Genomic DNA, 20107 nt, shown 5'->3' with positions numbered 1-20107 from the left:
GTGGCATTTTTCGCTTTTCCGTCCGCTGTTGCCGCCGCGGAGGGCAGGTGAGTGCTCTCGGCCCTAAGCGAGCCTATTCGACCACCACATGATGATGGGGTGGCTAGATATATTTCCCCAGGACAATCGACTGGGGCTCCAGCATGGGGCGATGAGGCGGCTCGGGCAGATTAATATCTCGAAATGGTTCGGAGAACGCGAAAATACCTGACGTCTGTCGGACCCATTCACGGCGCCGAAGGCTCACCATCAGCTCGAATGCGATCTGCCTTACTGACGCGAATGCAACGTTGTGCAGTGCCTTTGGAACGTTGTGCAGTGACTCCGGAAGGTTCTCAAAATGTAGGTCCACGCCATGGGCCATTCCCACGCCTAAGAAGTCGACCATTAGATCTTGATAGTCGGCGTCGAGGCCGACCTGATCAACGTGAGCACCGCCATCCTGGTTCGCCATGATGTTCACCAAATCCCAGCGCGAGAACCTCTTTCCCAATGAAGCTTCTACCAAAGGCGAGCGCCACCAGAAATCAAAGTCGCTTATTCTCGGGCACGCATTGTAGGACGGTGTCCCTTGAGCAAATCGCTGCAGACGAAGAGGCGCAAACCACCCGACGCGGCCAGCGCCCGCATCGCCAAGCTCTACCAATCCCACATCACTTGCTGTTCGACTGACAACACTTAGACCAGACGAATTTTGTTTTGCCCATTCTGCCAGGGCCGCATCCAGAAGAGGCCGATATATACCGGTATCAACGTACTCAATCGTGTTTTTGATGCCAAGATGGGTGAGCAATGAAGTTGAATTGTTCGTATCGTGGAGAAGTACCCGCAGTGTAACCGCGATGCGAATAGCCTCATCGTGGTCACCCCTATCGAAATCCCCACACGATCTCTCGAGATACCCAATCTGTCGCTTGAGCTGCGCCTCGTGGTATCCTGCCGCTACTGGGGTTTTGTTTGCCTTCGTGCCGATGTTCACTGTGTGCTCCAACCCGATCAGACATCAATGAATAGCAGAACTAGGTATACAGCCGCCAGACCGGCCTCGCGCCAGATCACCATCCCGGCGAGTTCCGTCACCCGGGCGGTCGCCTATGCAATCGAGCAGCGGGCCGACCGCGCAGGATTTCTGAGCGAGCGGCGGGGGCCGGGCAGGGGTAGGGGCGGTGCCTGCGCCTGTCCGGCCTTGTAATGAATGCTGCCCGGCAGCGAGGCCAGTGACTGCTCTCGGCCCTAAGCGAGCCTACCGCCACATGATGATGTAGTGGGGATTATCCGTTGATTTTCTTCGCCAGAGGCCTCAAGATCTTTTCCGCGTTCTCAAGGTTGGCGATTTTCTGAAGAAGCTTTTTTTCGATTGCTTGCTCCCGCCCATTGGGCTGCGAAACCAATTGATCCTTTGCGGTTTGCAGAGCGATATTAGCCTCGCGCAGAACGTCAAATAGAGCCAGCTGTTGCTGCTCGGAAAGTTCGACCGCCACCAATTGTGTTCTCCTGTTTCATTGGAGACTAATTATACACCAGCTCACACCACTTTTGCAGTGGTGGCGCGGGAGCGAGCAGCTCCGCCGCAACGTTCGACACCCACACCATGAAACATTTCGATGTGTAAGCCGTTATGGCGCTTATGGCCGACGCTAAACTCAATCCGAAATCGGTCGACGGCACCGAACCGCACGGTGCCGGAAACTCGCCCCAGGAGACGGCATCGACTGTCGAAGTCATGCCGCCGCCAGATGCCATCGAGCCCGATCCCGAGTTGACGCCTGAAGAGGCCGAGCAGGCGCGCAAGCGGTACTTGCTTAAGCGTTTCTGGATCAGTGCGCGACGTTACTGGGGCCGCGGTGGCGACAAGTTCGCTTGGCCCTTCTCGATCGGGCTGTTGGCGATGATCTGCATGAATGTCGCCTTCCAGTACGGAATCAATCTGTGGAACCGCGGGATCTTCGACGCCATAGAGCGCCACGATGCCGGCACCGTCTATTTCCTGAGCGCCGTATTCGTGCCGCTCGTGCTCGGAACTGTCGCCATTGTCACGATACAAGTCGCCGTTCGCATGATGATCCAACGTCGCTGGCGTTCCTGGCTGACAACAGCCGTCATCGCGCGCTGGCTCGCAAACGGCCGTTACTATCAGTTGAATCTCATCGGCGGCGACCACAAGAACCCCGAAGCGCGCATTTCCGAGGATTTGCGGATTGCCACCGAAGCACCCGTCGATTTCGTCGCCGGTGTCATATCCGCATTTCTGGCGGCTTCGACTTTCATCGTGGTGCTCTGGACGATCGGCGGGGCCCTGACTCTGCCGATCGCAGGTTTCACCGTTACCATTCCCGGCTTTCTCGTCATCACTGCGGTCCTCTACGCCGCGATCACCTCTACTTCGATGGCGGTCATCGGCCGCTATTTCGTCCACGTCTCCGAGGCCAAAAATCAAGCAGAAGCCGAGTTTCGCTACACGCTGACGCATGTCAGGGAAAACGGCGAGAGCATCGCGCTTCTCGGTGGCGAAGAGGAGGAGCGTAACGATCTCGATAAGACCTTCGCCAATGTGCTCAGGCAATGGGCGCTGCTTGCCCGCCAGCACATGCGCACGACGCTTGTGTCGCATGGGTCGATGCTGATTGCGCCAGTCGTGCCGGTCCTGCTTTGCGCACCAAAATTTCTCGAAGGCAGCATGACGCTTGGACAGGTCATGCAGGCGGCCTCTGCTTTTGCCATCGTTCAGGGCGCGTTCGGCTGGCTGGTCGACAACTATCCCCGTCTTGCCGATTGGAATGCCTGTGCACGGCGCATCGCCTCGCTGATGATGTCGCTCGACGGGCTGGAGCGCGCCGAACAGAGCGACTCGCTCGGGCGCATCAAGCATGGTGAAACCGAAGGCGAGGCGATGCTCAGCCTCAACGATCTCTCCGTGTCGCTTGACGATGGCACCGCCGTGGTCACGGAAACCCGGGTCGAGATCGAACCCGGCGAGCGGGTGCTTGTGTCCGGCGAATCCGGGTCCGGCAAGAGCACGCTGGTGCGGGCCATCTCAGGTCTCTGGCCGTGGGGTAGCGGTAGCGTCAATTTCCACGCCGACAGACAATTGTTCATGTTGCCGCAACGGTCCTATATCCCGTCCGGGACGCTTCGCCGCGCCGTCGCCTATCCCGGCGCCGCCGATAGCTGGCCGCTGGATGAGATCAAGTCGGCGCTTGCCAAGGTGGGACTGGATTATCTGAACGACAAGATCGAGGAAGATGCCCCCTGGGACCAGACCTTGTCGGGCGGCGAAAAGCAGCGGCTCGCATTTGCGCGTCTGCTGCTGCACCAACCCGATATCATCGTGCTGGATGAAGCAACGGCAGCGCTCGATGAGAAGAGCCAGGATAAGATGATGCAGATGGTGATCGATGAATTGCCTGAAGTCACCATCCTAAGCGTCGCGCATCGCGCTGAGCTGGAAGTCTTCCATAGCCGCAAGATCACGCTCGAGCGGCGCGAGGGCGGCGCAAAGCTTGTCAGCGATATCGATCTGATCAAGCGCAAGAGAAAACGGAACTTGCTGTCACGCGTTTTGGAGAAGCGCCGCTCCCCGCCGAAAGGCAGTACGACCTCGAATGAAGGCGGCACCGTCCCCGAATAGAAAGTGAAGGCTGCTCGCGGTGAGCAACAGTTGCTTATTGCTCATTCTGGGGCAGGTCGTCGGTGATGTCGTAGTAGTCGCTTTTATCAGCGACAAAGATATGCATTTTCAGTTTGGTTTCGGTCGGACTATCAAATGCACCCATCGCGACAGCAATCCAGTCGTGATGGGTTGGATCCCAAAACAGCGATGATCCACATACCCCGCAAAATCCACGCCTCACCTTTTCTGAGGATTGATACCAGGTAACACTTTCGCCTCCTTGGATGGTGATCTGACGCCTTGGCACGTCGGTTGAAGCGAAGAAGTGGCCGGATTGTTTTCGACATTTGGAGCAATGGCACGCGTCCGGCGCTCGCAGATCGCCTTCGATTTCAAAAGTTACTGCACCACACAGGCAGGATCCTTTGTGCATAAGCCTTCCTCTCATAAGCCAAGTCGTGCTTCTAAAGCTGCGCCGAAGACTCCGCGCTTGCAATCTGATCCAGATTGTCGATCAGCCGCTTGAGCAAATCGACCAGTTGTCCCGCTTCCGCATCCGTGAACCCGGCCAGTGCCTCACGATTCCCTTGGAATAGGGCCGAAATTGCCTTCGGCATGCATTCCTGTGCGGTTTTCGTGAGCACGATACGGCTGCTGCGACCGTCAGCCGGGTGGCGTGTCCGCTCGATCAAGCCATCCCTTTCCATGCGTGCGAGCATCTGCGCCATCGGCGGTTGCTCCACCCTGGCAAAGCGGGCGAGGTCGCGCTGCGTGCTGGCCTTGCCATTTTGCAGCGCGACCAGGACAGGCAGCTGGCCGATACCGAAGCCGAGCGGTTTAAGGCGTGACTCGCTGAGACGGGCGAACCCCCGCGCCGCAAGACTGACGAGATGCCCCGGCGTTGAAAGCACGTCTTCGTCCATTCCGATTGACCCCTTGCCCGCGCTTGACCGTAAGATATATATGTACGTATGTAACTTGATGCGCGGCATGAGGCAATGGCGTTTCGATGCCGCACAGCGAATGTTTCAATCTCCACTGAGGAAACGACATGTCTCAAAATGACGTCGAAATGATCAAGCGCATCTATGCCAGCTTCAACGCCAGAGACATTGATGCTGTCCTTGCCGTGCTTTCCGATGACGTCGCCTGGGCCAACGGCATGGATGGTGGCCATGTTCATGGTCGTGAGGCGGTGCGCGAGTATTGGACACGCCAATGGGCCGTCATCAGTCCGCATGTCGAGCCGGTGGCCTTTGAGGAAACGCCAGACGGCGCTATCGCTGTCGAGGTGATCCAGTCGGTCTTCGACCTCGATGGCCGGCCGCTGGAGGGGCAGGCCCATGGCCTGAAGGACAAGACCGTGACGCACATCTTCCGCATGGAAGGCGACAAGATCGTCCGCTTCGATATCCAGCATGCACTGTAAGCTGGTACTCCCTATGCGGGGATGACCGCTCCTGTTGCGACGCGCCATTGTCAGGCCTGCCTTTCGGCCGTCGGGCGGCCTGGCTCGAGCGTCCAATTCGCGCTTAGCCGGCGCTATCGATTCAGAGCCTGCGCGCTTCCAGACGCCGCTTGTCGCGCTCGACATAGTCGGAGCCCAGCTCCGTCAGACGGAATTGCCGTTTCTGAAATTCCCCGCGGATCAAGATGAAACCTTGCTCTTCGGCTTCGCTCAATGTCTTCAGGCTGGTGCCTTTAGGGGGAGACTGCCAAGCCATGCCATCGGCGCTGTGCAGCAAGACCATGATCTTTATAATTTTGACTCTCCATGGCTGATGCATACAGCCGGGCTGCATCGCTTCAGCAATCCGCTGGTTCCGTATTCTTGATTTGGCACCATCCAGGAGAAGCCCATTGATTTAAAAGGATTATTTTTGGCTAATCCGGAGTTTCGCAAAAGCTATTGTATAAAAGCTCCAATAGTCTTGGTCAATTCAATCACTCCGTCCCAACAAGTTTGGTCATGCCTGGCGATTGGCCCGATGGCGCTTATTTGCATTGAATCCCGACATCAGCGGCGCATAGTGTCGACGTTCCCGGCTTTGCCGGTTGAACGGATGGGGGAGCCGGTGCATGTCAGCAAATCTCGACGATATCCGTAACCAGCAACGTGAGACCTGGGACAAGTTTTCCGCCGGCTGGAAGAAATGGGACAGCTTGGTTCTCAGCTGGCTCGCCCCGTTTGGTGACGCCATGCTCCGGCGCGCAAACCTCTCCAACGGCTTTAGCGTGCTTGACATAGCCGCCGGCACTGGCGAACCCGGCCTGACGGCGGCGGCAGCAATCCCCGAGGGTCATGTCGTCGTCACCGATCTCTCGGAAAATATGCTGACTGCTGCCGCCGAAAATGCGGCCAGACGTGGCCTCAAAAACTTCGAAACTCGCCTATGCGATGCGGGAGCGTTGCCTTTTGCCGATGCCAGTTTCGACGCCGTTCTGTGCCGGTTCGGGTTTATGTTCTTCCCTGATATCGCCGCCGCCGCCAGGGAGATGGCACGCGTGGCAAAGCCCGGTGCGCGCGTCTGCGCCGCAGTCTGGAGCACTCCTGCCAAAAATTCATGGGCGACCACGATCATGGGCACGATCGCCCGCCACGTGGAAATGCCCTCGCCACCACCCGGCTCTCCGGGCCTGTTCCGCTGTGCTGGAGAAGGCATGATGGTCGAGACCTTCAGAGAGGCGGGCCTTCTCGATGTCGCCGTGGAAGAGGTGTCGGCGATGATGGTGCACGATACCCCGGCGCGCTACTGGGACTTCATGACTGAGGTCGCCGCGCCTGTCGTCGCCGGACTATCCAGGGCAGATGCGGCAACACGGGAGAAAATCCGCGGCGAGGTCCTGGAGCTAGCTCTCCAATCCGTCAGCGATGGCAAGGTTCGCCTTCGCTCAACGGCAACGGTAGTCACAGGCACGCGATAGCCTCAGAATCTCGTCGACAACGACCGTCAGCGGAAGTGTGGCGTCGATGACGACGCCACACTTTGGAATATCCGCTTTCGTTGCATGCAAGCGCACAATCAGCTCCCGTTCGGCAGGCCTTCCGCCAAACTCGTCTTCCGGTCTTAAGGCAAGCCGCCGGTTCAACGTGTCGAGATCGACGTCGAGAACGAAAACCCCGTCAAACACATCGATAAAGCGGGAGAGATTTCGAGAGCCGCCGCAGAAGAAGGAGGTCGCGTTGCGGTGATCGGCGATCACGGATTTGACTTTGTCGACATCCCAAATGTGATGCTCGTGCACCCATGTGACATTGTCCGTCAGGCTCTCATCGGCAAGCCCATCCAGCGGTTCGCCAGATTCGGGATCGCCGACATAAGACAATTCCCGGTCCCCGTGGATGACGTGGTAGCCGCGCCGCTGCAGTTCCTCCGCCACCGTGGTTTTGCCGGTGCCGGAAACGCCTTCGATCAAATAGTTTTTGACGCCCATTTTCGCTCTCGTTGATCCGTTCCATCACGCGGCGCATTCCGGCCGGAGGCAGATCTTCCGCTATCGGCGCGAGGGGCTGCTCTCCTCAGACCCTGCGTCTCGCAACATGATCCCGTATTGCCGCAGCACTTTCCAAGGGCGACATGAAGGTCACATCCAACGTCAGAGCGTGTTGGTGCGGGATATCTAGAACCATAGCCTCTTGGCTTCGATGTCTTGAGGTCTCTACGTCGGTGGTTTTCAACTGGTCGCGCCGTGCGGGGGACGAAACGCGACGCGCCAATTCTTCTTCGGCACACAGCAATCGCACCGGCACGAAGACCGCGGCGCGCCGTCCGGCGGCGTCGACGAACTGTTGGTACGTCCGCGTGCTCCGCTCATCGCCTTCGACACCGGCATGGGTGAAGATGAAATTCGCCGACGGGCCGCTATAGGCGGTGATTGCATCCAGGACGGCCTGCCGGACTCTTGCCGTGTATTCCCAGACACCCTTAGGCAGCGGAGCGGTCTGATCCTCGTCGAGGAGTCGCAATATCGGGTTGTTGAACCAGTGATTATCAACAATCTTTGCTGATATAAGCGAACCGAGTTCTTTGGCGATCGTCAGCTTGCCCACGCCCGGAAACCCCAAGAGCAACACGAAAACACTCATCGTCCGGCAACCCTCCCAGTGCCTGCGCTTCCATAGGCTGAACCGCTCTAATGCGAAGCCGCCTCGCTTGCCGCAGCCGGAGCTGTCCCCTCGCGCTTCTGGCTCGGCCCGACCGGGATCAGCCAGGTGGTGAAGAAGGTCAGCACCGCGACGACGACCACGCCCCAGAAGCTCCAGTGCAGGGCCGCATTGAAGATCGAGCGGATCGCAGGATCGGCGGCGAGCGCCGAGAGCCCGGTCGGCTGGTTCAGCACCTCGTGCAGGCCCGCCGCCGCCTCGCCGCTCGCATAATGGTTGATGCCGGCATTGAGGATGGCGCCGAGCACGGTGGCGCCGAGCGTATTGCCGAGACTGCGGGAAAAGATGATCGAGGCAGTGGCGCTGCCGCGCATCGACCATTCGACGCTGTCCTGCACCAGCACGATGCTGGTGAGGCTGATGAGACCCATGCCGAAGCCCATGAAGAACGAGCCGGCGCCGGCAACGATCGGCGAGCTTTCCGGCGTCAGGAACAACAGGAAACAGGCGCCGAAAGGAAACATCAGGCTGCCGACGCGCAGAGTGCGGCGGATGCCGAAGGCCTTGTAGAGGCGGCTGGAGAGCATCACCGCCAAGGGCCAGCCGACGACGAGCATGGTGAGCGTGAACCCCGCGACAAGAGGCGAGCGGCCGAGCACACCCTGCACATAGAGCGGCAGGATTGTCGAAAGCCCGATCAGCGCCATGCCGGCCAGCAGCGTCGCCGTATTGCTGGTCGCAATCAGCCTTCGGCTCCACAGCGGGATCGAGATGATCGGCTCCGGCGCCCGCTTCTCCTGGGCCAGGAAAAGGATGCCCGAGACCACGAAGACGGCGAAAAGCGAAAGCAGGATCCAGGCGCTGGCGTCGGTTTCCGTCAGCATGACGAGAAGTGCCACGATCGAGATCGAAAACAGCACCGAGCCGAGGTAATCGATCTTTGCCTGCTTGTGCGCCACGTCCTCCTTCAGGAAGATCATGAAGGCGATGATCGAGATGATGCCGATCGGCAGGTTGATCCAGAAGATCCAGGCCCAGGAGATGTTGTCGACGATGATGCCTCCGGCCAGCGGCCCGACGACAGCCGACGTCGCCCAGACGGTCGCCATGAAGCCCTGCACGCGGCCGCGCTCCTCGAGCTTGAAGAGATCGCCGATGATCGTCGTCGTCACCGGCTGGATGGCGCCGGCGCCGAGCCCCTGCAGCAGCCGGAACAGCACCAGCGACATCATCGACCAGGCAAGCCCGCAGAGCAGCGAGCCGACGAGGAAGATCAGGATGCCGCCGATCAGCACTGGCTTGCGCCCGAAAATGTCGGAAAGCTTGCCGTAGATAACAGTCGTCGTCGACTGCGCCAGCAGGAAGGCCGAAAACACCCAGCTGTAATAGGAAAAGCCGCCGAGCTCCCCAACGATGCGCGGCATCGCGGTCGCCACGATCGTCGCCTCGATCGCCACCATGAAGGTCGCGAGCATGATGGTGGCGACGATAAGCACGCGGTTCGAGCGTTGCGCTGCATTCGACATGACGATCCTCTTCGGGTGCTCCGCAGATGCCGGAAATATCGGCAGGCTGACGAGATGTGGGGCGATGCGCCGCTTGCGGAGTGATGCCGTCCTTTTACGACCTCAAGCCCGGCCGGTAAAGCAGGCCGCGACCGGTTTCTGACAGCACCGGTTGTTTTCGCGTGATGTCAGGGAAGTTTCGGCCGAAAGCGAAGGCTCGGCCCCATTCCGCTCCGGGCCTTCGCTTTATCAGTGAAGGAAGGGCGAACAATCACCTCATCCTCATTGCGGGCATGCCTCGCCGAGCGAACCGGTATCCGCGCTTCCACTGGTGCAACCCGGCGTCTGCTGCAGGTTGGGATTGACCCCGCCGGGATTGATTGTGCTGCGACCGCTGTTGAGATTGACGCCGCCATTGCCGGTCGTGCTGCCGGTGGTGCCGGCATCGGTGCCGACAGACCCGGTGCCCGTTGCTACGCCGCCAACAGAACCAGCTCCAGTCGACCCGGCGCCGCCGGAACCGGCGCCCGAACTCCCCGCTCCGCCGATAACAGGCGCCACCGAAAGCCGCCCATTGGCATCCGCACCCCCGGCCGTCTGCGCCAGCGCCGGGCCGGCCAGACCGATCGATAGCAGTGATATCACGATGAACTTGCAGGACATGATTTTCTCCATGCTTGTTGTCTCAGGGAGAAAACCTGCTGGGCGGGGGCATTGTTCCTGTCGGGGTTGCGGTTTTCACGGTCGTTTGATCGGAACCGAGGAGGAGGAGAAGCAGGTTAAGTGTCGGGATTTAGCGATGTGTTGAAATCTGATGATTGGTAATCTCAACCAGCAAGCGCCGCCCGATTTTCTGCTTAGAATACACCCACTCATGTTCGATTAGGGAAAGAGCCTGTTCAACGCGGTTCGCGGAGATTGGGATACTGCAGCCACAAAAGACCATGGAAAGGTTCTTGAACCGCTCATCCGTGATCCCGAAGCGCTTAGTAAGCTGTTTCATATCTTTATCGACCGCGATCAAGATTGCGTCGTTTGCCAAAGCGGTTCGGCAAACGACGGGGTCCTTTACGCCTTCTTCAAGCGCCTCCCGATGATAAATGACTTCATAGCCAGCGGCAGCCAACACCTGTCCCACGGAATCGGGTACGCTCGCATCAAGGAAGAAGCGCAACCCGACATCCCCTGATCATTAAGCAGCCGCCTCATAGCTGATGGCGGCGGCAATGTCCTCGGTAGTGAGGGTGGGATACTCCTTCCGGATTTGATCGATGGAATATCCCTCGGCTGCGAAAGCTTTGATCGTGTCGACCGGAATACGCGTTCCGGCGATCACTGGCCTGCTGTTCGCAATACCTTTCTTCGACTCGATCTTACCGATAGATGAGCTCTTCCGCTCCCGCATCTTCGCGACGGCATCCTTCATGTTGCCCGTCACAACCTCTAGCGGAATCTGTAGGACACCCTGGCCTGAAAGGACTTCCTCCTTCGTCTTGCTTTCCGGGTTGTCAAAAACGACTTTGTGCTTGAGCACATAGAGCGTCGTTTTAGACCATAAAGCATCACCGAGATGAGCGAGCTTGTCTTTAACCCCGCGAAGATGTTGCAACGAAACTTTCGCATCATTACGCAGAGCGTTCAGGACCTTCAGCGACACCAAGTCCCTAAAGGAATACAGGCGACTAAAGGGCTGACTTCTATCCTCATAAGCAAGGCTTGGAACAAAAAACTTGGTCCGGTCCCAGTGCCTGAGTTGGCGCAAGGTAACACCCGTCAGCCGTTCCACCTGCTCCTCGGTGAACGCCGCAATTACGGAATTGTCTTTATCCAGCACCATAATTTGTCTCTTTCAGATGATAGGTAGTCCTATCCGGTTAAAATATCCACATTGCTTTTTCTCACGGAGCAATCGCGATCCTGCAGGTCTTTGAAAAGAATAGAACTCTGGCGTACATTATAGTCGCCTCTATCATGTAGTTAAGACTAGGGGGAATGCGGCGAGGTCATGGGGGTAGGACGGTATCCTGACCCTAGCCGACGTTCCAAATCCATATAGCTTAAAACGGCAGTCTGCTTCTGCGCTGCGGGAACTGCTATCGAGAATAGCTGAGGCTGGAGCAACTGTCGTCGTGAAGTACCCTGATCATACTTGTTCTAACGAGATCTCTGGTGAGCAAGTTCGAGGGCTAGCACGGGAGTATTTCGCGGTTGACGAGCTGCACGCATAATCGGTTTTCAGCACGCTTGGTGTTCACTCTCTACAACGAGAAACAGATAAAAGCAGACAGGCACGCCAGGCCGCGAGCGAAATGATGAAGTTACGGAAGTCATTATTGGCAAGACAAATAATCAGGCTTTTTAACCTTGGCCGTCTGCGTGGGGATAGGGTGTGTTCGTCTCTGAACGAGCATACCAGCGACAGCACGCGCCTATAGGAAGTTCTTCGGCGATAATCGGTCAGGTGTGTATATGCTGTCGCCTAGCATCGCCAGAACAGGCTGCACGACTTGGTCGAAGCCACGGTCGCACGTAAAGTTTGGCGCCACGCCCAGAGAAGCTTCGCGTAGAGCTTTCTCATGTTGAATATCGTATGTCGTCCAGTGTGAAACTCTAACAAGCTGAGCGTAGTATCCTGGATCTACGGATGCGCCGTATTCTGCCCAAACTGAATATATTTGCGCATTTGCGGCCATTGCAATATCCTTGGCTAGACTGTCGCCAATGTAGGCCACGCGGCCTTTGTCGAGCTTGTTCTCGGCTATTATGTGTTCGAGTACCTCCGGGTTAGGCTTCTTCTCGTGGCCTCCAAGAAGACGCAGCTTAGAAAAAGGGAATTCCCGAAACCTGGATGAGTAGGGTCCGCCGCGCGGATGGTCAGTAGTCGGACTCTCCACGCAGTAAATGAAATCGAAATAATCAACCAAATGTAGGCGCATCAATCGATCGATTACGCCCAAAGCATTGCTATCACTGTGAGCAATTAGTCGCACGCCATAGTCTTTCAAACAGTTGAGCGTTTGATGGACGGTGGGGTAAGCCAAGAGACGTTTTTTGCGTTCGCTATTGAAAGAACGAAATGCTGGCTCCAGTTCGCCTACATCGTGTCCAGAGGACAACCAGTTGCGGACGATATTCGTTTCCAGCAGTGCATATGGGTGCTCTGAATTGTGGTGGCGCTGATGGACTTCACGAAGCTCGCTCAATAGCGCCGGTTGATCGCATCCTATGAGGCTGACTGCCACGTTCACCATGGCATAAAATGATGGGACAAAAAACGCCACCCAGTCATAGAGGGTATTGTCTAGGTCGCATATCAACGTAGCCTTTGCCTGCACGTGATGTCCGCTTTCTTAGCCAGGCGCATCTCATTTGTTGGAGGAAGGAGCCTCAACCTGTGGAGAAGCGGTTACGTTAGTCTTGCCCGCGACTCCCGCATTATAGCTTACATCTGTCGCGTAAAATGTGACAGCCGCAGCGACTATAAGGAAACCGATTGTAACCGAGTAAAACCGTTTCACTTTGTCGCCCGCTGTCGTTCGCCTGCTACCGCAATATTGGTATGGAACGTTGCCGTCATGCGTATGAGCGTCAGAAAACCGACTGAAGTGTGATATCGCCTGCGTCATACCCTTACTGAGGCCGAGGCGAGGAGCCATAAATTTGATTTCGAAGTCTTCACCAAATACAACCGCGCCGCGCAGCATTTTGTGATACACATTTACATCGAGTTCTCTGACCGCGTATATGCCTGCCGCTGCTGCGCAAAAAATGAGCGCACTGATATGAATATGTAGTGTCGTATAATACACCGGAAGGTGAATATAATAATCTCTTGAGTTTGCCAGGAGAAATGCAGCTACACCAAGTGCTGCAGCTACAAATGTGAGGCCAAGTTGTCGCGATTTTGCTGACATCTCATTGAAGTGCATCTGAGTGTCTACTGTTTTCTCCCAAATTTTAAGAAGCATTTCATCGGAAAATCCCGTGGGCTCCGGGAGAGGTGTTGTCGTCTCGGTCATTTCGGTTTCCCTGCGTGTGCAGGTTCCATTTCTTGCACGTCTACATTTCAAACTACTTAAGAGCGAGCTGATTTTTGAGTTGGGCGAAGGTCGTTTAAACAGTTGCCCCCCTTGATCGACCCATTCTTAAGCAGCCAGAGTTGATTGGCGCAAACATGTTGCCGACGAGCCACCTGGGGAGACCTTGCAAACTACAAAATTTCGAGCGGCTATCTACGAATTGACGATCTGCGTTTCCCCGTGCTGATTTGGCAGCACGGTCCTAGCTATGCGGGTTACTACACCGGCCAGGAAAATGGAAAATGCGGTCTTTGGACTTGGCCCAATAGCCAGGATTGAATACGGAACGTCCCTGTCGGGTGTCCCACCGGCGAAACCCAAACTTCAAATCGTTGATTTAGATAAATGGTGCCGCTTGCAGGACTCGAACCTGCGACCCCATCATTACGAATGATGTGCTCTACCACCTGAGCTAAAGCGGCATTTCACGGCCGAAGCATGCGGCCTGCGATTTGCATGGCGCTGATACAGGCATTGTTGGAAGATTTCAAGCACCCTGTCATGCCTTTGGCAAAAAAGAGGGGAGGCGCGGGAAGGGCGCCTCAGAGCGTTAGCCGGGCACGCGCCGCCTGGTATTCGGCCTCCAGCCGGTCGACGAGTTTGGCCACCGGCTCGACGGCCTTGATGGCGCTGATGCCCTGGCCGCTGCCCCATATGTCCTTCCAGGCCTTGGCGCCGCCGACAGCCTGCTCGAAATCCATCTTCGAGACATCGGCAAGCGGCAGATTGTCCGGGTCCATGCCGGCGGCGACGATCGAGGGTTTCAGATAGTTGCCGTGCACGCCGGTGAAATAGTTGGAATAGACGATATCGCTGGCGGCCCCTTCGACGATCGCCTGCTTGTAGGCGTCTGCGGCGCGGGCTTCTTGCGTTGCGATGAAGGGCGAGCCGATATAGGCCATGTCGGCGCCCATCGCTTCTGCGGCAAGGATCGCGCCGCCGGTGGCGATTGCGCCGGCGAGCAGCAGCGGCCCGTCGAACCATTCGCGGATTTCCTGGATCAGCGCAAAGGGCGACAGCGTGCCGGCATGGCCGCCGGCGCCGGCGGCCACCGCAATCAGCCCGTCGGCCCCCTTGCGGATCGCCGAATGGGCGTGGCGGTTGTTGATAATGTCATGCAGCACGATGCCGCCATAGGAATGCACGGCGGCGTTGACCTCGGGCACCGCGCCGAGGGAGGAGATGACGATCGGCACCTTGTATTTGACGCAGAGCGAGAGGTCGTGCTCCAGCCGCTTGTTCGACATGTGGACGATCTGGTTTACGGCAAAGGGGGCGGCCGGCCGCTCGGGATGGGCGGCGTCGTGGCGGGCGAGCTCCTCGGTAATCTCCGCCAGCCATTCGTCGAGCTGGCTTTCCGGCCGGGCGTTCAGCGCCGGAAACGCCCCGACGATGCCCGCCTTGCATTGCGCCAGCGTCAGCGCCGGATGCGAGATGATGAACAGTGGCGAGCCGATGACCGGCAGTCTCAATCTGTCCTTGAGGATCGGGGGCAGGGCCATGGTTCGTCGCTTCCATTGACGTTTACGAAAACGTCAATCTCATAACAGAGATGAAAAGGCGATAAAAGAGCGGCTGCCATGCCTTCGTCGATTTCAGCCCGAATATATACGTCCGAGAAAGCTAATAGAATAAGGCCGGCAAGCGGTGAAACCTGCCGATATCTCCGCCGATCAACCGCAGCAGGGCCTGCAAGGCTTGCGGTTTGCCGCACTTGCCGCTACCGAATTTTGATGGAGAACGGCAGGGATTGCAGTCCAATGCCGAATTCAAGGTGAAGGACTGAATGTGAGCGGATTAGAAACGGCCATCAGAACAGCGCTCGAGAATTCCGATCGCGACAATCCGGAGGTTCGAGCGAGGATCTATCAGTCGGCCCGCCAGGCGTTGGAAGCCGGGTTGCGCAAGCAGGACATCACCGACACCGAGGTCGTCGCCCATCACCGCCACCGCCTGGAAAGCACCATCCACGCCATCGAAGGCGAAGAGCGCGACCGCCTTCACCCCCGCCAGAGGCCGCCTGAAGTGCCCGTGCCGCCGGTGGTGGAAATGCCGGCGCCACCGGTTCACCAAGCCGAAGCCGATGAGTTCGACGGCCCCGTGGTATCAGGTGAGACCCGCGCGCCCGAGGTTATGCATCGCGGTGACGAGTCCAGCCTCGACGACGTGCATGCCGGCAGTGCCGATCATCTGGCTGCCGCCCCCGTCGGCGAGGAACGCCTTGCCCGCGGCCAGCGCGCCACCAATATGGATTTCCGCCCGGAGCGGGCGGCAGGCCGCCGCAAGCCTAGAAAATTCTTTTCGAGGCTGCTCGTCTGGTGCGTCCTGCTGGCCTTCATCGGCATCGGCGCGTGGTGGGCGCATACGTCGGGCCTGCTGATGACGGCAGCCGAGCGCGACACCAGCGTTGCCAATCCGCCGGCAAGCACGCAGCCCGAGGATTTTACCGGCAATGACGATAGCGCCGGGAATGCTGCTTCCCACACCGATCAGCCGGTAACCATCGATCCGCAGAACAGTTTCTCGGCCGATTGGATCCCCCTGTTCAAGCCTGAGGACGCCGACAAGATCCAGAGCGGCCCGCGGGCGCGCACCGAAAAAATCGCCGAGAATGACGGCCCCGCCGTCCGGCTGATTTCCGAAAGCGGTGCAGCCGATGGCAATATTTCGATCAGCGTGCCGCCGTCGGTGCTGCAGCAGCTGGCCGGCAAATCTTCGACGATCGCGCTGACGCTGCAATCCACCACCGACGAGCCGACGCAGATCACTGTCGAATGCAATTTCCAGACGCTCGGCAATTGCGCCCGCCATCGCTTCAACGTCACCCGGGAAAAGTCGGATGCGCTGCTGCAGGTGAAGTTCGACCGCTCACTCGCGCCGAATTCGCCGGGCACGCTGACGATCAACAGCGATCTCGACGGCAAGGCGCGCGGCATCAATCTCTTCGCCATCCGCATCCTGCCGGGGCAGTAAGGCCGGTCCCGGCTGAGCCGGTGACCCCGGTCCCGGCTGAGCCGGTGACCCCGGTCCCGGCTGAGCCGGTGACCCCGGCTTCGATTTCAGGAGGCCAGCCTGTTCCGAAAGCTCTATTTCAGAAAGCCAGGCCCTGAGCCGATGATCTCCGCGTCGACCGTGCCGAGCGCCTGTTTGTCCTTGCCGTCATAATCCATCTTGTTCAGCATGTGACGGATGATTTCGAGGCGCGCCCGCCGCTTGTCATTGCCGTGGATCACCGTCCAGGGCGCGAAATCCGTATGGGTTTCCTTCAGCATCCGGTTGCGCTTGTCGCTGTAGTCGTCCCATTTCGTCAGCGCCGCGATATCCATCGACGACAGTTTCCAGACTTTCAGCGGATCGTGCCGGCGGTCGTGGAAACGTTTGAGCTGCATCTCGCGGCCGATATCGAGATAGAATTTGAAGAAGAAGATGCCCTCATGGGCGATGATCTTTTCGAGTTGCGGCGCCTGTTTGAGGAAATCCTCATATTGCTGCGGCGTGCAGAAGCCCATGACCGGCTCGACGCCGGCGCGGTTGTACCAGGAGCGGTCGAACAGCACGAATTCGCCAGCTGTCGGAAATTGCGCGACATAACGCTGGAAATACCATTGTCCCTGCTCGCGGTCGGTCGGCTTGGTCAGCGCCACCACCCGCGCAAGGCGTGGGTTCATATTCGCCGAGGAGGCCGAAATCGCGCCGCCCTTGCCGGCAGCGTCGCGCCCTTCGAACAGCGCCATCACCCGCTTGCCGGTCGCCTGCAGCCAGAACTGCACCTTGACGAGTTCGATCTGCAGCTTTTCCAGCTGCTCCAGATAGTCCTCTTCCTTGAGCTTCTTCTTGTGGGGAAAGTTGCCGGATTCCAGCGCGCGTTCGTCCACCCAGGCCGGCAGGGTGGGATCGTTGACATCGAAGATCCGCTTCTTCCCGCGGATATCCAGCTCCACGGCCCTGTTTTCGACGTCCTCGTCCATATCAGCCTCCACCGCCCGATCGCTTCTCTTCCCGCAAGCGAACATATTTACCGTTGAAAATCAAATCTCTCGCAGGCGGCCGGCAATTTTTCGTGGGTTCGGCTGCGGCTTTTCGCTTGAGATGCGGCAGCCCGAAAACTTCTGTCATGAATTGCCGCTATCAGGCAGAGTTCAATATAAGAAAAACGAATCGACGCCGCGAGGGCACTTGCCAGACGAAACTCCATGGAGAAAAAGCCTGTTGGCGCGCATAAGGCGCGAACGGCCGGTGCTGCTTGCGGCAATCCTCAGCGCGCTCGCCGCGCTTGCCGCCGGCATGAACAAGTGGGTTGTGCTTGTCCTGCTGCTGGTCATGATCTTCACCGCGCTTTTCAACGAGGCGCCCATCATCAAGGCGGATCCCGCCGAGCCGGTCGAGATCGAGCCGGAGCTGCCACCCAGCCGCCTGCCTGAAGTTTCCGCCACGCTTGCCGGCCTCGATATCCCCGTCATGGTGCTCTCGGACGATGCCTCGGTGCTCTTCCAGAACCGCGCTGCCGAAAAGGCCTTCGGCGAGGTGGCGCTCGGTGCCCATATATCGGCCCGCCTGCGCTCGCCCGGCGTGCTCGACATGGTGCGCGAAACCATCGCCACCAATGCGCCGAACCAGATAGAGCATGCCGAGCGGCTGCCCTCCGAGCGCGTCTATATCGTGCGCAGCGCGCCCGTCGAATTCGCGGCCGATGACGGGCCGCGTGAACGCTATTTCATCCTGTCCTTCCGCGATATATCGGAGGTCCGCCGCATCGACCGCATGCGGTCGGATTTCGTCGCCAATGCCAGCCATGAGCTGCGCACGCCGCTGGCCTCGCTGCGCGGCTTCATCGAGACCATTCAGGGGCCGGCGAAGAACGATCTGAAGGCGCAGGCGCGTTTCCTCAATATCATGCTCGACCAGACGACGCGCATGAGCCGGCTGGTCGACGACCTGCTGTCGCTCTCGCGCCTGGAGCTGAAGTCGCACATCGCGCCGGATGAGAAGATCGATCTGGTGCCGCTGCTCGGCCATGTCAGAGATGCGCTTGTGCCGCTCGCCAGGGATGTCGGCGTCGACATCAACCTGCATCTGCCCGACGGCAAGGTCGAGGTGCTGGGCGACCGCGACGAACTTGTCCAGGTCTTCGAGAACCTGATGGAAAATGCCTGCAAATACGGCCAGGAGGGCGAGATCGTCGATGTCTGGCTGAAGAACGGCACCGGCCAGCCGGTCGAGGTCAGCATCGTCGACAAGGGTCCGGGCATTCCGGCCGAACATGTGCCGCGCCTGACCGAGCGTTTCTACCGCGTCAGCATCGAGGACAGCCGCTCGAAGAAGGGCACCGGCCTTGGCCTTGCCATCGTCAAACACATCCTCACCCGCCACCGGGCGCGGCTGATCGTCAAGTCGGAAGTCGGCAAGGGCACCGATTTTACCGTCCGTTTTTGACGATATGTCGCAACACTTTTACGTTGCATAATTTTATTATTTTAAATCAATTACTTAAGCTGTCACAAATGTTTCACGGCTTTGACATAAAAGGACGGTGCTTACAGCGCTAAGAGAGTCTCGCCGATGAAAAAAGGCAATGCGAGGGCCTCTCTAAGGCCGCACTCACACAAGCCCAAATGCCGGGAGATTTACATGAACACCTTCAAGCTCACCGTTGCCGCGCTGGCTGCAACTGCTGCTTTCGCTGGCGCCGCCGTCGCCCGCGACCAGATCCAGGTCGCTGGCTCGTCCACCGTCCTGCCTTACGCAAAGATCGTTGCCGAGTCCTTCGGCGAAACCTTCACCAACTTCAAAACGCCGGTCGTTGAATCCGGCGGCACGGGCGCTGGTCTGAAGGAATTCTGCAAGGGCGTTGGCGAAGACACCATCGACATTGCGAACGCCTCGCGTCCGATCAACAAGAACGAAGCCGAAGCCTGCAAGGCTGCCGGCGTAACCGACATCCAGGAAGTCAAGATCGGCTACGACGGCATCGTCTTCGCAACCGACTCGTCGAACCCTGACGTTGCCTACGTTCCTGCCGACATCTACAAGGCCCTCGCAGCCCAGGTCGTCGTCGACGGCAAGCTCGTCGCCAACCCCTACAAGAAGTGGTCGGAAGTCAACCCGAAGCTTCCGGCTGTTGATATCGCTGCCTACATCCCGGGCGAAAAGCACGGCACCCGCGAAGTCTTCGAACTGAACGTTCTCGCTGCCGGCTGCAAGGCCGCTGGCGCACAGGAAGTCATCGCCAAGGAAATCTCCGAGAAGGCTGCCCAGACGAAGGCCTGCGTCGCAGTCCGCAAGGACGGCGCTGCTGTCGACATCGACGGCGACTATCCGGAAACCCTGGCACGCATCGCCGCCAACAAGACCGGCGTCGGCGTATTCGGCCTTTCCTTCTACGAAAACAATGCCGACAAGCTCAAGGTTGCGACCATGAGCGGTATCGTTCCGTCCACCGAAACGATCTCCAACGGCACCTACCCGGTTTCCCGCCCGCTGTTCTTCTACGTCAAGAAGGCACATCTCGGCGCCGTTCCGGGCCTGAAGGAATACGTCAACTTCTTCGTATCCGACCAGATGATCGGCCCTGACAGCCCGCTCGTCGAATACGGCCTCGTTGCCGCTCCGGATGCCGAGCGCGAAGCGATCCGCAAGGACGTCGAAGCCGGCAAGTCCATGTAATGACTCTGCCGGCGCGGTGCCTTTTGGCCCGCGCCGGCATTGCCTTATGTCCCTGCGCGCCGGCGGTTCCGGAGCTGCAGGGTTGGAATTCCTTCTCCATGATTGGAAGCTGAAGGCAGGCTGATCAAGCTGCCGGGCTTTTTGG

21 protein-coding genes and 1 tRNA gene are annotated in these 20107 nt (G+C 58.4%); 6 read left to right on the top strand and 16 right to left on the bottom strand.

Features of this window, described 5'->3' with window-relative positions; genetic code table 11:
- Positions 1 to 103 precede the first annotated feature (103 nt).
- Entirely contained in the window at positions 104 to 979 is an 876-nt protein-coding gene (locus tag FFM53_RS10600) for a hypothetical protein (protein WP_138388236.1), read from the bottom strand.
- A 292-nt stretch (positions 980 to 1271) separates the two neighbouring features.
- Positions 1272 to 1481 carry a hypothetical protein gene (locus FFM53_RS10595; RefSeq protein ID WP_130664005.1) on the bottom strand — a complete coding sequence of 70 codons (210 nt, stop codon included), beginning with the start codon at positions 1479 to 1481 and terminating at the stop codon, positions 1272 to 1274.
- A gap of 146 nt (positions 1482 to 1627) precedes the next feature.
- Here FFM53_RS10595 and FFM53_RS10590 point away from each other — a divergent pair, with 146 nt between their 5' ends.
- Positions 1628 to 3628, top strand: a complete 2001-nt coding sequence (locus FFM53_RS10590) for an ABC transporter ATP-binding protein/permease (protein WP_138388232.1) — start codon at positions 1628 to 1630, stop codon at positions 3626 to 3628.
- A 34-nt stretch (positions 3629 to 3662) separates the two neighbouring features.
- Here the strand turns inward: FFM53_RS10590 and FFM53_RS10585 are convergent, their stop codons facing one another.
- Together FFM53_RS10585 and FFM53_RS10580 are read right to left on the bottom strand one after the other, a co-directional pair.
- Positions 3663 to 4043, bottom strand: coding sequence for a GFA family protein (locus FFM53_RS10585; RefSeq protein WP_138388230.1), 381 nt, complete (start codon positions 4041 to 4043; stop codon positions 3663 to 3665).
- 31 nt (positions 4044 to 4074) lie between these two features.
- Positions 4075 to 4533 carry a MarR family winged helix-turn-helix transcriptional regulator gene (locus tag FFM53_RS10580; RefSeq protein WP_138388229.1) on the bottom strand — a complete coding sequence of 153 codons (459 nt, stop codon included), beginning with the start codon at positions 4531 to 4533 and terminating at the stop codon, positions 4075 to 4077.
- 128 nt (positions 4534 to 4661) lie between these two features.
- Here FFM53_RS10580 and FFM53_RS10575 point away from each other — a divergent pair, with 128 nt between their 5' ends.
- Positions 4662 to 5039 carry a nuclear transport factor 2 family protein gene (locus FFM53_RS10575; protein ID WP_138388227.1) on the top strand — a complete coding sequence of 126 codons (378 nt, stop codon included), beginning with the start codon at positions 4662 to 4664 and terminating at the stop codon, positions 5037 to 5039.
- A 121-nt stretch (positions 5040 to 5160) separates the two neighbouring features.
- Here the strand turns inward: FFM53_RS10575 and FFM53_RS10570 are convergent, their stop codons facing one another.
- Positions 5161 to 5361 (bottom strand): hypothetical protein, encoded by a 201-nt coding sequence (locus tag FFM53_RS10570; protein WP_017990167.1) that lies wholly within the window; start codon positions 5359 to 5361, stop codon positions 5161 to 5163.
- Between the two features lie 328 nt (positions 5362 to 5689).
- Between FFM53_RS10570 and FFM53_RS10565 the strand changes: the two genes are divergently transcribed.
- Entirely contained in the window at positions 5690 to 6535 is an 846-nt protein-coding gene (locus FFM53_RS10565) for a class I SAM-dependent methyltransferase (protein WP_138388225.1), read from the top strand.
- Here FFM53_RS10565 and FFM53_RS10560 read toward each other — a convergent pair.
- The 10 genes from FFM53_RS10560 to FFM53_RS10515 all read right to left on the bottom strand — a co-directional run bounded on the left by FFM53_RS10560 (position 6503) and on the right by FFM53_RS10515 (position 14801).
- Entirely contained in the window at positions 6503 to 7045 is a 543-nt protein-coding gene (locus FFM53_RS10560; RefSeq protein ID WP_138388223.1) for an AAA family ATPase, read from the bottom strand. The two genes, FFM53_RS10565 and FFM53_RS10560, sit on opposite strands and share 33 nt — an antisense overlap.
- An 85-nt stretch (positions 7046 to 7130) precedes the next feature.
- The gene (locus FFM53_RS10555) at positions 7131 to 7697 is read right to left on the bottom strand and encodes a phosphotransferase-like protein (RefSeq protein WP_138388221.1); all 567 of its coding nucleotides are present in this window, start codon (positions 7695 to 7697) and stop codon (positions 7131 to 7133) included.
- A gap of 47 nt (positions 7698 to 7744) precedes the next feature.
- A complete protein-coding gene (locus tag FFM53_RS10550) occupies positions 7745 to 9241 on the bottom strand; it encodes an MDR family MFS transporter (protein ID WP_138388219.1) in 1497 nt (498 codons plus the stop codon).
- Between the two features lie 261 nt (positions 9242 to 9502).
- Positions 9503 to 9883, bottom strand: coding sequence for a hypothetical protein (locus FFM53_RS10545; RefSeq protein WP_138388217.1), 381 nt, complete (start codon positions 9881 to 9883; stop codon positions 9503 to 9505).
- A gap of 130 nt (positions 9884 to 10013) precedes the next feature.
- Complete coding sequence (locus FFM53_RS10540) at positions 10014 to 10394, bottom strand: DUF5615 family PIN-like protein (RefSeq protein WP_138388215.1); 381 nt, start codon at positions 10392 to 10394, stop codon at positions 10014 to 10016.
- An 18-nt stretch (positions 10395 to 10412) separates the two neighbouring features.
- Positions 10413 to 11057, bottom strand: a complete 645-nt coding sequence (locus FFM53_RS10535) for a DUF433 domain-containing protein (protein WP_138388213.1) — start codon at positions 11055 to 11057, stop codon at positions 10413 to 10415.
- A gap of 592 nt (positions 11058 to 11649) precedes the next feature.
- On the bottom strand, positions 11650 to 12555 hold the full coding sequence (locus tag FFM53_RS10530) for an HAD family hydrolase (RefSeq protein WP_138388212.1): 906 nt from the start codon (positions 12553 to 12555) through the stop codon (positions 11650 to 11652).
- A 30-nt stretch (positions 12556 to 12585) separates the two neighbouring features.
- Positions 12586 to 13239: a hypothetical protein gene (locus tag FFM53_RS10525; protein WP_138388210.1), complete on the bottom strand. Its 654-nt coding sequence runs from the start codon at positions 13237 to 13239 to the stop codon at positions 12586 to 12588.
- A 406-nt stretch (positions 13240 to 13645) separates the two neighbouring features.
- Positions 13646 to 13721, bottom strand: a tRNA-Thr gene (locus tag FFM53_RS10520).
- A 120-nt stretch (positions 13722 to 13841) separates the two neighbouring features.
- On the bottom strand, positions 13842 to 14801 hold the full coding sequence (locus FFM53_RS10515; protein WP_138388208.1) for an NAD(P)H-dependent flavin oxidoreductase: 960 nt from the start codon (positions 14799 to 14801) through the stop codon (positions 13842 to 13844).
- Positions 14802 to 15087: 286 nt separating this feature from the next.
- Here FFM53_RS10515 and FFM53_RS10510 point away from each other — a divergent pair, with 286 nt between their 5' ends.
- Entirely contained in the window at positions 15088 to 16272 is a 1185-nt protein-coding gene (locus FFM53_RS10510) for a regulator (protein ID WP_138388207.1), read from the top strand.
- A gap of 113 nt (positions 16273 to 16385) precedes the next feature.
- On the opposite strand, the gene ppk2 is transcribed toward FFM53_RS10510, so the two are convergent.
- Positions 16386 to 17267, bottom strand: coding sequence for a polyphosphate kinase 2 (gene ppk2 / locus FFM53_RS10505; RefSeq protein ID WP_138388205.1), 882 nt, complete (start codon positions 17265 to 17267; stop codon positions 16386 to 16388).
- A gap of 241 nt (positions 17268 to 17508) precedes the next feature.
- On the opposite strand from ppk2, the gene phoR reads away from it, so the two are divergent.
- Positions 17509 to 18732, top strand: coding sequence for a phosphate regulon sensor histidine kinase PhoR (phoR, locus tag FFM53_RS10500; protein WP_138332412.1), 1224 nt, complete (start codon positions 17509 to 17511; stop codon positions 18730 to 18732).
- A 195-nt stretch (positions 18733 to 18927) separates the two neighbouring features.
- Positions 18928 to 19962 (top strand): substrate-binding domain-containing protein, encoded by a 1035-nt coding sequence (locus FFM53_RS10495; RefSeq protein WP_029875432.1) that lies wholly within the window; start codon positions 18928 to 18930, stop codon positions 19960 to 19962.
- Positions 19963 to 20107: the final 145 nt, after the last annotated feature.

The organism is Rhizobium indicum, from assembly GCF_005862305.2.
GTDB lineage: Bacteria > Pseudomonadota > Alphaproteobacteria > Rhizobiales > Rhizobiaceae > Rhizobium > Rhizobium indicum.
Note: the sequence above shows the minus strand (reverse complement) of the source record. Positions and strands in the feature narration are given on the sequence as shown.